This window comes from Kitasatospora sp. NPDC042419 (genome assembly GCF_056437345.1).
Map to the genome: position 1 here is coordinate 124,723 of NZ_JBWKAW010000003.1, position 14,214 is coordinate 138,936.

Here is a 14,214-nt window from a genome sequence, read left to right on the forward strand (position 1 = left end):
CCCGACCTGATCCTCCTGGCCGACTTCATGGACGAGGCCGCGGCCTCCTGGTCCGAGTCCCAGGACAACGCCGACCTGCCCTCTGCCGGACTGGTGGCCCTGCAACTGATCACGCTGCGCACGATCCGCACCGCGCTGCTCCAGGCCGCCTCCAGACAGCCCGACCCGTACGCCGCCCCGGAGGACGCGGCTGCCGCCCGCCGCAGCATGCTCGCCGTCGCCCGCGCCTCCTCGTCGTCGGCCCTCGCCGACCGCCACCTGTGCGAGGTCATGGAACTGGCCCTCGCCCAGCAGGGTCAGCCGACGACCGAAATCGCCGTCGGCCACGCCAAGTGGCTCTACCGGGACGCCACGAAGGCCCTCTCCTCGGCCTCCCTCCACCTGCGCCAGCACATTCAGCCGCCCCGCGCCGCCCGCACCCGCCCGGCACCGGCCGCCACACCGGACAAGCGCGCAGCCGCCGCCCGACTGCGGACCTCCCTGCGCCTTCCGTTCCGCAAGAACCGCTCCACCGACCCGTCACCCGCCCCCGCGCCCACCGCACCACCGGCCCCGCGGCACCGCTGACCTCCCCCACACACCTCCTATCGGAGCCCTCTCCTGCCCACCTCCTCCCTCTCCGTCGAAGAGCAGTCCTCCCTGCTCCACACCGTCGCCACCGCTCTCGCCGACGCCGCCCAGCACCTCGCGACGAGCGCCGCCCACCGCGACCCGCTCGCCGCCGCAGCCACGACCGCCCGGAAGCCCCGATGACGGGGCCGGACGGTATACGGATCGGCTCCCTGTGCTCGGGCTACGGCGGACTCGACCTCGGCATCCAGTCCGTCGTCGGCGGCAGCATCGCCTGGCACGCCGATCCCGCCCCGGCCGCCGCCGCGATCCTCGAACACCACTGGCCCGATGTCCCGAACCTGGGCGACATCACCAAGGTCGACTTCAGCCAGGTCGAGCCGGTGTGCGTGCTCGTCGCCGGATTCCCTTGCACCGATGTGAGCGTGGCCGGTGCCAGGGCGGGGCTCGCCGAGGGCACCCGCTCGGGCCTGTGGCACACCATCGCCCGCGCCATATCGATCCTCCGACCCTGCCTGGTGATCCTTGAGAACGTCCGCGGTCTGCTGTCCACCCCCGCCAACGCGCCCTCCGACGGCGACGTGGAACCGTGCCCGTGGTGTCTGGGAGACACCGGCGATGAACATCATCTGCGGGCACTCGGTGCCGTACTCGCAGACCTGGCCGACGCGGGGTTCGATGCGAAATGGCAGGTTCTACGCGCCTCCGACGTCGGAGCCCCCCACCGCAGGGAGCGCGTCTTCATCGCCGCCTGGCCTGCCGACCCCACGGGCGAGGGACTTCAAGGGCCCGGACCCCGGCAGGGAGGACCTCGGGCATGTGGTCACGCTGCTGCTCACCCCGACCTCGAACCTCGGCAGCATCGGCGGCTCCCAACACCCGGACCGGCGCAAGGCCGGCGGCCACGGGCCGAACCTCTCGGACCTGGTGGAGCATCTCCTGCCGACGCCGCGGGCCAGCGACGGCACGAAGGGCGGCCCGAACCAGCGAGGGAGCAAGGGCGACCTCACGCTGCCAAGCGCCGCAGCGCGGCTGCGTCCGACACCAACAACCCTGGACCGGACGGTGTTGGGGCGCCGGACCGGCAGCACCCCGATGCCGCTGCCGGGGCAGACACGGCTGCCGATGGACGGCGCGGATCCGCGCGGCTGAGCCGCTGGGGTGCCTACGCCCCTGCCATCGGCCGCTGGGAGGCCGCCACCCGCCCGGCACCCGAACCGGTCGATTCCAAAGGGCGCCTCTCGCCGGTATTCGTGGAATGGGTCATGGGCCTCGAAAAAGGATGGGTGACGCAGATCACAGGCCTTTCCCGGGCATCCCAGCTCACCGCCCTGGGGAATGGCGTGGTCCCCCAACAGGCCTCACTGGCAGCCGAGTTGCTGACCCCTGGAATTCCACTGTGCGGGAATCATCAATTCCATTCCGCCTGAATTCCCGGCGCCCATACACCACCCGATATCTCCCGCACAAGGAGTTGGCCGGCGGGCAGAGTCTTGCCCATCGACGAACCCCCCGATCTTCCCGGAGCCGCCCTTGACGCCCCCCGACCCCGCCGACCTGCCCGGACGCCCCGGCGTCACCCCGGAGACCCTCGCCGAGTGGCGGGCCACCCTGGCCCGGCTCCAGGCCGAACGGGACTCGCTCGCCGTGGTCGCCGACCGGCTCTCCGAGGAGTACGAGCCGCAGGAGACCGACGAGGTGCCCGACGGCGAGGCGTCCGACGACGCCCCGGAGACCGGTCCTCTGACGATCCTGGCCTTCGACGACGACGCGCTCGCCGCCGAAGTCGCCACGATGGTGCCGTGGGTGGACCACATCCTCCTCGCCGTGTACGGACAGGAGATCACCTCCGGCCGGCCGTGGTGCACCCGCTGGCCCGAGCACGACGAGGCCCTCGCCCGCATCCACCACTGCTGGCTGGCCTGGCAGGAGTTGACGGACGCCCGCTCCGGCGCCACTGGTCCGAGCGTGTGGCAGCGCGACCACCTGGAACCACTGCTGCTCAAACTCCGGTCCCCGGACGGCCCGTTCGCGGCGTGCACCACCAACCCCGACCACCTGAGCCACCGCCTGTTGCCCGCACCCGTCTTCACCGACCCCGACTCCCTGCCGCAGCCGGGAGTGCCCCGCCCGCCCGCCTAGACCTAGGACCACGCCCCGTGACCGCCGCCGCGATCCTCGACTTCGACGCCCACCCGGCGGCGCTCACCGACCTCGGCAGCCTCCCCGTCGCTCTCCAGGACGCCGCAGTCCACCACCTGCGCCGCCTGGTGACCTGCCAGCAGCGCGGACCGGCCCTCGGGCGGCGCGGCCTGTGGGACCTGACGGGATGCCGGAAGGTCTACCTCGACGCCGACCGGTGCTGGCGCCTGGTCTACCAGGAGCGCCCGCCCGCCCCGACCTCCCGCTCCGGCGGCGGGATCTACCTCGTGGCCGCCGGCCCCCGCAGCGGCCACCAGGTCTACAACGCCGCGGCCCGCCGCCTGCAACTCCTCGGCGCCACACGCCCCGCGGCCTGACACCCCCGCGCCTGCCCGTCGCACGACCCATCACCGCGAAGGACCACGCATGCCCGCCTCCACCTCCGTCGTACTCACCCGCCCCCAGGCCCAGCGGCTGCAGAACGCCCTGTCGATCCTCGGCCCGCAGAACACGATCTCCGTGCTCCGCCGCCTCAAGCGCAGCGGCGACACCCTCCCGGTCACCGAACTCGCCGAGCAGACGCCGTGGATGAGCGAGGGCCAGCTCGCCTCCAGGCTGGCGGCAATGGAGGAGGACGGGCTGCTCACCCGCAGCAGCGGCGCGGCGGGCACCGCCGTCACTCTCACCCGCGCCGGCCGCGAGGCCCTGTTCGTCCAGATCCCGTTCACCCAGTGGGCCTCCGCCCACCAGCAGGCCCCGCAGACCGGCACGGGCCTGGGCGCGTACACCGAGCAGGCGCTGGCCACGCTCAACCGCACCCACAGCGTGGCCACGATCATGGCGTTGGCGGCGGAGGGCGAGCCGGTGTACCCCTCCGAGATCCTCGACACCACGCTGCCGGCGGGCATGCACCCCGGCAACCTTTACCAGCGCCTCGCGCAGTTGCAGGAGGCCGGGATCGTCGAGCGCACCGGCACTGCGCGCAACTACCTCTATGGGCTCACCCCGGCCGGACAGGCGCTGTCCGAACCCCTGAAGGCCCTGACCAAGTGGGCGCAGCGCCACCTGCCGCCTGCGGACCGCAGCTCCTGGCCGGCGCACAGCACCAGCACCCGCGTCCACGCGCCCGCCGAGCCGGCCCCGAAGGCCGTGCCCGCCCGGTCGGTGGCGGGCACGCCCGCGCCGTTCCACGCGGCGGCGGTGTCGCCGTCCCCGGCCGAGCGGGCATCGGTCCGCGCCCAGGCCGCCTCCTTGCGCTCCGTCGCCGCGGCGCTCGTCTTCAGTCACGAGCCGGCCCCGCAGCCCGCGCCGCCCACTCCCGTCGCCAACTCCACTGCCGCCCAGCGGCGCTGAGGACTCGCATGGAACCCCTCTCCCTTCCCGCTCCCGCGGACAGCGCGGCCCGCAAGCGCCGCGCCGCAACCGCCAAGGGCGTCCCTCCCGGCACCAGGCCCTACGTCCGCCCGGACTGGCAGCGCGGACACCTCGTCGGCGTCCGCCCTGCCTACCTGGCGCTCGCCACCTCCACTCCCACCGCGTCCGCCCGCCGTGTCCTGCGCGACGCGCGGTGGGACCCGCTGCCCGGGGACGGGGCTGAGGGCTTCACCCGGGGCGGCATCCGGATCGTGCTCGCCACCACCGAGGCGTTCCAGCAGCAGGACGTGCTCCACGCCGAAGGGCCCAACTGGCGGGTGGTCCTGAGCGCCGGAGCACCCGACGAGATCACCGCCGCCGTCGCCGAGGCCCTGGTCGAGGCCGCCCAGGTCGCGGTGGACGGAGCGCCCGACCGCGCGGACATCAGCAGTGCCATCGACGACCTCGCCGAAGCCCGCTGGAGCGGCACCGATGCATGGCGCGGCACCGACATCGTGCGAATGGTCTCCCCCGACCGGCTCGCGGAGGTCCTGTGCATGCCCCGCGCCAGTGCGTGGCTGGTCACGGTCGGCATGGACGGAGAGGGCTGGGAGGCGGCGATGGCGGGCGACTGCCCGGACATCCTCGTCGAGGCGCTCGTCGGCTTCCTCGCCTCCGAGTCCCCCGTCCGACGGCACGTCGGCGACCTGTCCGCCGGGATGCACCGCCACCTCGACATCGGCCCGGACCCCGACCGGGCCGCCCACAGCGCCTCTCCCGCAGCCCGGGCCGCCGGCCCCTGCGCCCCCGTCGTCGCACCCGCCACCCCCCAACCGACCGTCCGGAGAAGCCGTTGACCACCGCCGACCAGCGCGAGGCGACCGCACTGCTCACCGCCGACCTCGCGGAGGAGTCCGAGCAGGTGCAGGCCCTGGCGCGCACCCTCGACCTGCCTCACCGCGCCGAGGACCCGGCACTGCTGCTGAGCCGCAACCTCCTGCACGTCCTGGTGCACCTGGCCACCGTCGCGGCCTCCGCCGCCGCCGTGGTCGACGCCGGCGGGCCGCCGGGCGCGGCGCACCGCACCGCCCTGTCGCGGATCGAGTCCGCCCTGCAGTCGCTGCTCTCCGCCGGCGGGTCGATGACCACCGTCCTCGACCAGCTCGCCGACCGCGACAGCGGGATCACCGACACCGCCGGGCTCGTCCAGGCCGGGCGCCTGCGGGCCGCAGCCCTGCTCACCAGCGCCGCCGCCCACCTCGGCGCCGCCGCCGCCGCGCTGCGCCGGGCCCCAGGCACCTGAGCCACCGCCCGCCGATCCGCCCTGTCAGGAGACACCTCCTCCCGCATGCCCCTCACCCCCGCCCGTTCGTCCCGCCCGCGGATGCGCGACGTTCTCGCCCGACCGCACGTCGCCGCCATGCTCGCCGGCACCCTGGTGGGCCGCCTGCCCACCGCCATGGCGCCGATCGCCCTGCTGCTCGCCGTCCGGGCCGACGGCGGCCCGGTCCTCCTCGGCGGAGCGCTCGCCGCCTGCTACGGCCTTGCCGCCGCGATCGGCCAGCCCCTGCTGGGACGGCTCGTCGACCGCACCCTCCTCGCTCCCGTCGCCGCCGCGTCCGCCGCCGTCGCCGTCGCCGCGTTCACTGCCCTGGCGCTGATCGGCTGCGCCGACCACCCCGTGGCCGCCGCCGCACTCGCCGTCCTCGCGGGCGCCGCGACCCCGCCGCTGGAGGCCGGGCTGCGCGCCCTGTGGCCACGGCTGGTCCCCGACCCCCGCGCCCAGCACGCCGCCTACACGCTGGACTCCGTCAGCCAGGAGACCGTGTTCGTGACCGGCCCGCTCCTGGCCACCGGCCTGTGCCAACTCCTGTCGCCCGCCGCGGCGCTGGCCGCGTGCGCACTGGCCGGTGCCTCCGGGACCCTGGCCGTCGCTCTCCGGGACCCGGCCCGCTGGGCGCCGAACCGGCGGCGCGCCGGCCACTGGGCGGGCCCGCTCCGCTCCCGGGGCCTGCTGCTCCTGCTCGCCTCCATGACGCTGCTCGGCGTGAACCTGGGCGCGTTCAACGTGCTGGGCGTCGCCCTCGCCGACCGGCACGCCAGCGGCTGGCTCACCGGACTGCTGCCCGCCGCCCTCGCCGTCGGCAGCCTGATCGGCGGCCTCGCCTACGCCCGCTCGCCCTGGTCGATGCCGCTCGCGCGACAACTGCTCTGCGCCGCAGGCGGGTACGCGATTCTCTTCGCGCCCCTGGCGTTCACCACGCTGCCCACCGCGCTGGTCGCCCTGAGCGCATGCCCCGGCCTATACCTCGCACCGCTGCTGGCGAACGCGTTCATCCTCTCCGACCGCCTCGCCCCACCAGGCACCGCCACGGAGGCCGCCGCCTGGGTGATCGCGGTCATCGGCGTCGGCCAGGCCCTGGGCACCGCGCTCGCCAGCCGACTCGCCGAACACGGCCCCACCGCGGTCGCCTCCGTCCCAGTCCTCGCCGCGGCCCTCGCCGCCGCCGTCCTACTCGCCCGCACCGACCTGCTCGCGAGCACCGATACCCCTCGGGAGAAGTCCGCTTGACCCACCGCATCACCTCACCGGTCCGCGTCGTCTGGGACTGGAACGGCACGGTACGCGACGACGTCGCCGACCACGTCGCCGCGCTCAACGCCACTCTTCCGGCCCTCGGCGGCCGGCCCGTCACCGTCGAGGACTACCGCGCCAAGCACCGTGTGCCGATCCGCGCGTTCTACGACGAGCTGCTGGGGCGCGCGATCACCGACGCCGAGTGGCAGTCCAACGACGCCGCGTTCCTCGCGGTGCTGGACGCCCGCCCAGTGCGGCTGCGCACGGGCGTACGGCAGTTGATGATGCAACTGCGTGCCCGAGGCATCGGCCAGTCCCTGCTGTCCCTCGCCCCGCACGACCGGCTGGAGCGCGAGGTCCACCGCGTGGGCATCGGCGCGCTGATGGACCGCATCGACGGCCGCCACGGCCCCTCGGTCACCAGCAAGGCGCCGGCGCTGGCAGCACACCTGCGCGCGCTCGGCCCCGACACCGACCCGGCCGGGGTGGTCGTGATCGGCGACAGCTGCGACGACGCCGTCGCAGCCCGCGCCGTGGGTGCCTTCCCCGTGCTGCACACCGGCGGCCTGCACAGCGCGCAGCGGCTCGCCACCGACGGCGCACCGCTCGTGGACACCCTGGAGGAGGCCGTCGAGATCGGCCTGGCCGTCGTGTCCGAGCGTGTCGGGGCGTGCGCGTGACCCGGCCGGACGAACCTGCCCCCGCCGTACCGGCTGCAGACCCCACGGCGGTTGGCACCGCCCTGGCAATGCGGGCACTCGGAGTCGACCGCCTGGTCTCGATACCCGGCTGGCACGACGACGAGGACACCCCGCTCGGCCACCTTGCCGGCAAGGTCCGCAGCACCGCCATCCGCCTCGACCACGTCCAGCGCAACATGGTCACCCTGGCCACCTCCATCCGCCGCGACATGCAACGCGTCATCGACGGCCACGACGTCGACCTGCCGCAGGCCCACGGCCTGATCGGCAGCAGCGCCCTCTCCCTCGACCTGCTCTGCGCCCGGCGCGCCGAGCTCTACCAGCACCTGGACGCCCTCACCCAGCTCCACAAGATCCTTGCTGCCGACCGGCCGCCCGCTCCGCCTGTCCAGCCTGAAGGGCCCGCCACCGCCCGCACCGCCGAGGCGACGCAGCGCAGCGCCAGGCTCAACGAGGCACAGCGCAAGGCCCTGGAAGCCGTCGCCCGGGGCCGGGTCTACCTCCAGACGAGCAGCCTTCGCAGCAGTGCGCGCGTCACGACGTCCGAGCCCGTCAGCGCCGTCTCGGTCACTGCCCTGATCAAGCGCAAGCTCGTCGAGGCCGACACCCGCACCAGCCTCTACCAGGGGCAGAAGCTGCGCCTGACCCCCGCTGGCACCCGCCTCCATACCGCGGTCGTCGGTGCCGCCAGTCAGCAGGCCTCCCCGGTCGCCGCCGCGGAGCGCGCGGCCCTGGTGCCGGTGGCCGGCATCCAGCAGTTCCCCAGGGTGGGGCGATGAGCACCGCTGCGACCCGCGGCCCGGCGCCCGCCCGCCCGGTCGACGGCAGACCCGCCTTCGCCGGCCGGCTCATCGTCCTGGAACGCCTGGGCATCGACACCTACGGGCTGGAAGATCGCCACCCCGAGCCCGGTGAACTGCGCAGCCTGGCACGGGCCCTCGCACGTCACGCACAGCGTGTGGACGATGCCGACGACGAACTTCGCCGCGCTGCCGACCTCGTGGTCAGACGCGTGACCCGCAGCCTGAACGGCGACCACCGCGACGTCGAGTCCTGGGGCCTGCTGCGCAATCTCGGCAACGACATCGAGACGCGTGCCGCGCGCTACCACCTTGCCGTCGAGCAGCTCGGCATGGCCGTCTTCCTCTACCGGGAGGCGGCCGAACGCCCCGACACCGCTGCCGACAACGCGCGCCGCGAGGCCGCGCTGTCGCGCACCGGCGCCGCCCCCGCCGCACCTGCCGCCGACCACCTGCCTTCGCGGTTGCCGGCTTCCGGCCCGCCCGCACCTACCAGCACCGGCGGTGTGCGCCGCTGAGCGCGCGCCGCCCACACCGAGGAGGAGCCACCCGTTGGGCACCTGGGGCATCGGCCCGTTCGACAGCGACCACGCCGAGCAGTTCGGCGACGAGGTCGACCACGCCCTCCCCGAAGAGCGGCACACCGTCATCGAGGGGCGTCTTACCCGCTACCTCGCCGGCGGCCAGGGCTACCGCCTGCGGGACGAGGCCATCGCGGCGGCCTTCCTCGTCGCCGCCCACTACCCGGGTGGTGCGGACGCTGTCTCCTCCGGCTACCGCCCGACGCAGCCGGTCCCCGACCTGCCGCAGCGCCTGCGTCCGATGGCGGCCCGGGCCCTGGACCGCGTGCTCGCCGCCGTGCAGTTCGACATGGACGCGTGGAACCGCGCCGGGCAGCGAGAGGTCGGCGAGCAGTGGTTGGAAGGCCTGGAGCGCCTGCGGACCGTCCTCGACCCGGACACCCCGTATACCGTCGCCTATACGCCGGGCCCGCTCCTGCGGCACGAGATCGGAACCGGCAGAGCCCTCCGGGAGCTCGGGGTCGACCGGATCCGCGCGCTTCCGGGCTACGGCGCCGACGGCGCCGCCGGACAGCTCGTGCGCCGGATCACCGAGGCCGCCGCCGAGCTGGACCAGGCACACAAGGACGTGCAGGCCGCCGCGCACCTCTCGCTCCAGGCCCTGGACGCCGTGCGCAGCCAGCTCCACGTCGTGGCCCTCGGCGCCAGCGGCGAGTTCCACCCGCGCGACGTGCCCGCCTATTCGGTCTCCCCGGCCCTCGGCCCGGCCATGGCCCAACGTGCCGACCGCCACCGCCACCTGACCGCCCTGCTCGACCTGTACCGGGCGACGACCGCCCCGGCGCGGGAGAGTCCGCGGACCGTCGCCGCCCGCACACGCACCACCGCCGCGGCAGAAAGCCCCTCCGCCGCCTCCCCTCCGCCCCCGACCGTCGAACCGCGAGCAGCACGGAGCCGATGAGCCCGGCGCCGCAACCGGTCGCTGAGGCCCGGCTTCGGCCCCATCCTGCCTCCGCCCGGCCCGATCCTTGGAGACCCCACCTGGCCAGCAAGCCCACTCACCACGCCCAGCAGGCCCTGCAGCTGCTGGCGCCGCCCGGCACCGTCCGGGTCCTGCTCGCAGTGAACTATCACGCGGACCCCGCTGCCCGGGCCGCCGGCCCGCCCGCCACGGACAGCATGGACGACACCGAAGTCCGCCGGCACCTGCAGCGGCTGCAGGACGCACGGCTGCTCGCCCACACCGGTGAATACGACATCAGCCGGCAGTCCACGACCACGGCTGCCCGCGAGCTGTGGCCGGTCTGGCTCTCAGCCCTCCGAATCTCCTACGCCACCGCTCCCGAACTCGCGCAGGATCATGTCGGGATCACCCTCGAGCGGGCGCTGGAGATCGCCGGTCGTCCGGCTGCCCTGGACGCGGTCTCCACCATGCAGCGGATCCCGGGCCCGCTCAGGGCTGCTTCCCACGGCTTCGCCCGCCTGCTGGACACCTTCAGCCGGACGAATTGGGACGGGGATCAGCCCGACAACCGGACATTGGTCGAGTTCCTCGGGCACCTGACCGACCTGCACACCGTCCTCGGCGACTGGCACCGGACCTACTTCCCCGCCGACCGGGTGGCTGCCTCCACTGCGCGGAGCCTCTCCCCGGCCAACACCGACCACCCCTTGCCGCCGTCGAGCAGCTCCCCTGCTCCCGGGACCGCTCAGTCCCGACGCACCGGCCGGTGAACGGCCCCGAGCACGGCGGGGCCGACTTCGGCTTGGCGGGCCTGGAGGCGGCCGGTGTCGACGACCTTGCGAACGCCCGGATCCTGCTCGCCAGCGACCTCGTCTTCGCCCAGGAGCACGAGCACGGCCTCGCCGCGAGCAACTTCCTGGGCACCGGCCCGCACAGGGTCCTGGCCGCCCGCATCACCCGCGACCAACAGGCCGGCACCTACACCGTGCGCCTGCACCGCGCCGACGACGCCTGGGAGGCCCTGGCCTGGCTGCGCCGGGCAGCGGACCTGCCGGCCACGACCGCCAGACGCTCCGCCGCCCTCGCCCGCGGCCGGCGCACCGCGCCGGCCCCCCTGGCGGCAGCGCCCCGCTCCGCGACTGACCAGCCCCGGACCCCCGTCCGGCGGCGCTGACCGACCACCACCGGAAGACCCCCGCCATCCCGACGCACCCCAGCAGCACTGCAGCCGACTTCGGCATCGGCGACCTGGAACCCGGCAACTCGGCCAGCGAGCACACCGCCGACTATCTCTGCGTCATCGCCACCGAACTGATCACCCTGTCCGACCAGCACACCGCCGAGCAGAGCAGCAGCTTCTACGTCGCGTTCGACACCGCCAGCGTGTGGGAGGACGTCCCGGGCCTCGCGTCCCTGCGGGCCGTCCACGTCGAACGCGACCGGACCGCAGGCGTGTTCACCATCGAATCCGCCCCCTTCCCGCTGGTGGCGATGGCCGAGGGCTGGCTCGTCGACCGCGGGGCCGAATCCGACAGGTTCACCTCCCGCACCCCCATCGGGCCCGCCGACCGGGAGACCCGGCGCATCGAGAACCTGCTGCGCGAGACCGGCTCCGAGCGCTTCACCGTCCACGACGACTACACGTACACCACCGAGCCGTACGACATCTGGGTCATCGCCACCGACACCCGCACCGACGACCCGCAGCTGCCGGTACGGGTCTTCCACGAGCGGCGCCAGGTCGACGACGACACGTACACCCTGCGCGAAGGCCACTTCCCCACCGTCGAAGCCGCCCGCACCTGGACCCAGGACCCCGACGCACCGCTCCCGCAGCCGCGCACCTCACCGAGCGCCCGCGCCGCAGCAGCCTCCCGCGGCAGCTCCCGCAGTGCCGCGGGGGCCGTCGTCAGCACCGCGCCCACCCTTCGTCCCGCCGCGCCCCCGGTCCCGGACCGCACCCGCACCCGCTGACCCCGCGCCGTCGCCACGATCAGCCCGTAAGGCCACACCATGACCACTTCCCCCACCGCAGCGCCCGGACGGCACAGCCTTGCCGCGTTCACGGAGGCACTCGCGTCCCGGCTGCCCGACCGGTGGACACCGTCCGCCACCCCGCTCACCACCAGCGACGCCCGCAACGACGTGCACGCCAGGCTGTGGGACCTCGCCCACGCCTCCTGGGCTCTTCAGACCGTCGTCTACGACCGCGCCGGGCTCCTGCTCGGCCCCGGCGGGCGCGAGCTGCTCGTCCTGCCCCGGCCCCACCCGCACACCAGCCAGTACATCGTCGCCGCTCTGCTGCCCGAGGCCCTCGGATCCGCCTACGACCACGCGGACCTGGCACCCCACGGCATCGCGGTCGACCCGGACCCCGCCCGCGCGGCCTCCGCCGTCACCGACCGCCTCCTGCCCCGATACGACCAGGCAATCCGGCAACTGCTCGCAGGCATCGACTCCACTGCCGACCTGCCCTTCAGCAGTCACCGCACCGACTCGCCCGTCCTGCGCCACGCCGTGCGCACCCTGCTGCTCGTCGCCGAACTACGCCTCGCGGACGAGTCGTACGACGTGGCGCAGGCCCTGGCCGGTGGCGGCGAGTACGTCTGCGACCGTGTCGAACTCGACTACGACATGGCACCGCTGGTCGAGGCCGCCGCCGTGCAAGCCCTCCTGTCCGCCGCAGGACTTCACGCCGGTTCACTGTTCGACCCCGGTATCCCCGCCCAGCTGCGCCGGCTGTCGGCCCGCTCCCCGGCCGAGCAGTACACCGTGCTCCGCCGTGCCGCAGAGTCCCTCGCCGAACCTGCGCCCTCGCCGAGACCCGGAGCCGCCCGCTCTCGCACCCGGATCCTCTCGGCGAGCCCGGCAGCCGCCGCGCTCCCTGCGCGGCCCACGGCAACCGCTTCCCGCACCTCCGTGCCCGGCCGCTGACCGCCGGGCCGATCACCAGAAAGCCCCGCGTGCCCACTGCCCCCGCCGACCATGTTCTCGTCCGCCCGCTCCACCTGGCCGGCCGCGGCACCCCCGACTTCGGCCTCAACCTCGTCACCCACTTCGGCTGGCGCGTCCCCCCACCCACGGACGACGACGAGGTCCTGCTCGCCAGCCCCGACGGCCAGGCCCATCTCGCCTGGCGACCGGCAACGGGTCAGTGGGACGTCACCGTGCCGAGCCGCCACTGGACCCGATCCGGGTGGAAGGCCACGTTCGACGACCATGCACCGTCCGAGATCGCCGCGGCGGTCCTCTACGCCCTCGCGCACGCCCTGCAGCACCAGCCCCAGGAGGTCCTGTACGCCATGCCCGGCCAGGACGCCGCACTCGGCGTCCTGGGCAGGGCCGGCTGGGCACCGCAGCACCGGGACGGCCACGAGGTCCTGCTGGCCCCCGACCGCCTCGGTGCGCTCACCCGCCCCCTCGGCTCCGACGACGCCCCCACCGTGCTGACCGGCGCGGCCGAACGGGGCACCTGGACCGTCACCTTCAGCTCCCGCACCCCCGCTGTCCTCCTGCAGACCGCCGCCGCCACTCTGCTGCGGCCAGCCGTCCGGCCTCTCGACGAACTGTCCACCGCGCACAGGCTTCGGGTCTCGGCCGACCCAGCACCGTTGTGGACCGCGCACCGCGCTCTCGTCTCGCCACGCCGCCTGGCGGGCGCCGGCACCGGCTCCGCACCCCTTCCGGCAGCCTCCGCGCTGTGGCACCGGACCCGGCCGGGGCGGGTGGAGAGCTCCTGCGGACGGGCACTCGTCACTACTGCTCCCGGCCAGGACCTGAAGGTGTCCGCAGGCCCGCAGGGGCCGGGACACCGGCTGGCCTGGACAACGGAGTTCAGCGGCGCCGTGCCGTCCGAGATCACCACCGCGTGGCTGCGGGACCTCACCGACTCGCTGACCGCCGACATCGACCTCAGCACCGAGGCCACGTTCGTTCCCGGCCCCGGCATGAGCGTCGGCGACGCGATCGAACCACTGACCGCGGCCGGGTGGATCGCCCACGCCGACGACGCCGACCTGCATCTGGTGGCGCCCGACGGGCACGCCACCGCCCGGATCACCCACGGCCTCCTCACGCCCGCGACCACCGTCTCCGACGCTCTGGCGCACACCACCCACTGGGGAGCGTCCATCGATGTCACCGGTGCGCCGGGCCACCACTGGCGTATCGGCCTGTCCTCGCTGACACCCCTGCACCTCGTACGGGCCGCGGCGCTCGCCGTCACCGACCCGGACCCGGTCGTCCGCCGTCCCGACCGGATCCCCGCCCAGTTCCTCGGCGCCGTGCACATCGGCCCACCCGCCACCGCGCGCTCCCCGGCCACCCTGGCCGCCCGAAGCCGCAGCACCGCCCCGGTCTCCGCAGCCCCCCGGGCGTCCACCACGGCCGTTCTCTCATCGCCGACGCCCGACCGCACCGCCCGCCGCCCGGGGCGCTGACAAAAACTCCAACATCCCGCTCTCCCCGGAGGCCACCCTGCACTCGCCACCGGCGCCCGGTCCAAGCCCTGCCCCCGACATCTACACCTACGGACGTGCAGCCGCCCGCGAAGTCCTGCGCGAGGCCATTTCCCAGGCCGACATCC

17 protein-coding genes and 1 pseudogene are annotated in these 14,214 nt (G+C 74.4%); all 18 read left to right on the top strand.

The annotated features are described in order from the left end of the window. Positions 1-27 precede the first annotated feature (27 nt). The gene (locus tag AC067J_RS07745) at positions 28-567 is read left to right on the top strand and encodes a hypothetical protein (protein WP_401002336.1); all 540 of its coding nucleotides are present in this window, start codon (positions 28-30) and stop codon (positions 565-567) included. A 182-nt stretch (positions 568-749) separates the two neighbouring features. Beyond that, positions 750-1,265 (top strand): annotated as a pseudogene (locus tag AC067J_RS07750) (DNA cytosine methyltransferase); the annotation flags it as partial. 124 nt (positions 1,266-1,389) lie between these two features. Next, positions 1,390-1,722 (top strand): hypothetical protein, encoded by a 333-nt coding sequence (locus AC067J_RS07755; protein ID WP_401002371.1) that lies wholly within the window; start codon positions 1,390-1,392, stop codon positions 1,720-1,722. Positions 1,723-2,103: 381 nt separating this feature from the next. Further along, the gene (locus AC067J_RS07760) at positions 2,104-2,712 is read left to right on the top strand and encodes a DUF4913 domain-containing protein (RefSeq protein ID WP_478297043.1); all 609 of its coding nucleotides are present in this window, start codon (positions 2,104-2,106) and stop codon (positions 2,710-2,712) included. Positions 2,713-2,729: 17 nt separating this feature from the next. Beyond that, a complete protein-coding gene (locus tag AC067J_RS07765) occupies positions 2,730-3,089 on the top strand; it encodes a hypothetical protein (RefSeq protein WP_401002338.1) in 360 nt (119 codons plus the stop codon). A 49-nt stretch (positions 3,090-3,138) separates the two neighbouring features. Continuing rightward, on the top strand, positions 3,139-4,065 hold the full coding sequence (locus AC067J_RS07770) for a winged helix-turn-helix transcriptional regulator (protein ID WP_478297044.1): 927 nt from the start codon (positions 3,139-3,141) through the stop codon (positions 4,063-4,065). An 8-nt stretch (positions 4,066-4,073) separates the two neighbouring features. Continuing rightward, positions 4,074-4,922: a hypothetical protein gene (locus tag AC067J_RS07775; RefSeq protein ID WP_478297045.1), complete on the top strand. Its 849-nt coding sequence runs from the start codon at positions 4,074-4,076 to the stop codon at positions 4,920-4,922. Next, positions 4,919-5,368, top strand: a complete 450-nt coding sequence (locus tag AC067J_RS07780) for a hypothetical protein (protein WP_401002341.1) — start codon at positions 4,919-4,921, stop codon at positions 5,366-5,368. The genes AC067J_RS07775 and AC067J_RS07780 overlap by 4 nt, the downstream gene beginning before the upstream one ends. Positions 5,369-5,413: 45 nt before the next feature. Continuing rightward, entirely contained in the window at positions 5,414-6,637 is a 1,224-nt protein-coding gene (locus AC067J_RS07785) for an MFS transporter (RefSeq protein ID WP_478297046.1), read from the top strand. Beyond that, the gene (locus AC067J_RS07790; RefSeq protein ID WP_478297047.1) at positions 6,634-7,323 is read left to right on the top strand and encodes an HAD family hydrolase; all 690 of its coding nucleotides are present in this window, start codon (positions 6,634-6,636) and stop codon (positions 7,321-7,323) included. Before AC067J_RS07785 ends, AC067J_RS07790 begins: the two co-directional genes overlap by 4 nt. A gap of 68 nt (positions 7,324-7,391) precedes the next feature. Continuing rightward, positions 7,392-8,123, top strand: a complete 732-nt coding sequence (locus AC067J_RS07795) for a hypothetical protein (RefSeq protein ID WP_478297048.1) — start codon at positions 7,392-7,394, stop codon at positions 8,121-8,123. Then, positions 8,120-8,662, top strand: a complete 543-nt coding sequence (locus AC067J_RS07800) for a hypothetical protein (protein ID WP_478297049.1) — start codon at positions 8,120-8,122, stop codon at positions 8,660-8,662. The genes AC067J_RS07795 and AC067J_RS07800 overlap by 4 nt, the downstream gene beginning before the upstream one ends. A gap of 34 nt (positions 8,663-8,696) precedes the next feature. Beyond that, positions 8,697-9,626, top strand: coding sequence for a DUF4259 domain-containing protein (locus AC067J_RS07805; RefSeq protein WP_478297050.1), 930 nt, complete (start codon positions 8,697-8,699; stop codon positions 9,624-9,626). Between the two features lie 218 nt (positions 9,627-9,844). Beyond that, a complete protein-coding gene (locus AC067J_RS07810) occupies positions 9,845-10,399 on the top strand; it encodes a hypothetical protein (RefSeq protein ID WP_478297051.1) in 555 nt (184 codons plus the stop codon). Beyond that, positions 10,396-10,803 carry a hypothetical protein gene (locus AC067J_RS07815; RefSeq protein WP_478297052.1) on the top strand — a complete coding sequence of 136 codons (408 nt, stop codon included), beginning with the start codon at positions 10,396-10,398 and terminating at the stop codon, positions 10,801-10,803. Before AC067J_RS07810 ends, AC067J_RS07815 begins: the two co-directional genes overlap by 4 nt. 209 nt (positions 10,804-11,012) lie before the next feature. Next, positions 11,013-11,603, top strand: coding sequence for a hypothetical protein (locus AC067J_RS07820; protein WP_478297053.1), 591 nt, complete (start codon positions 11,013-11,015; stop codon positions 11,601-11,603). 39 nt (positions 11,604-11,642) lie between these two features. Then, entirely contained in the window at positions 11,643-12,563 is a 921-nt protein-coding gene (locus AC067J_RS07825) for a hypothetical protein (protein WP_478297054.1), read from the top strand. A 29-nt stretch (positions 12,564-12,592) separates the two neighbouring features. Then, on the top strand, positions 12,593-14,068 hold the full coding sequence (locus AC067J_RS07830; RefSeq protein ID WP_478297055.1) for a DUF317 domain-containing protein: 1,476 nt from the start codon (positions 12,593-12,595) through the stop codon (positions 14,066-14,068). Positions 14,069-14,214 lie beyond the last annotated feature (146 nt).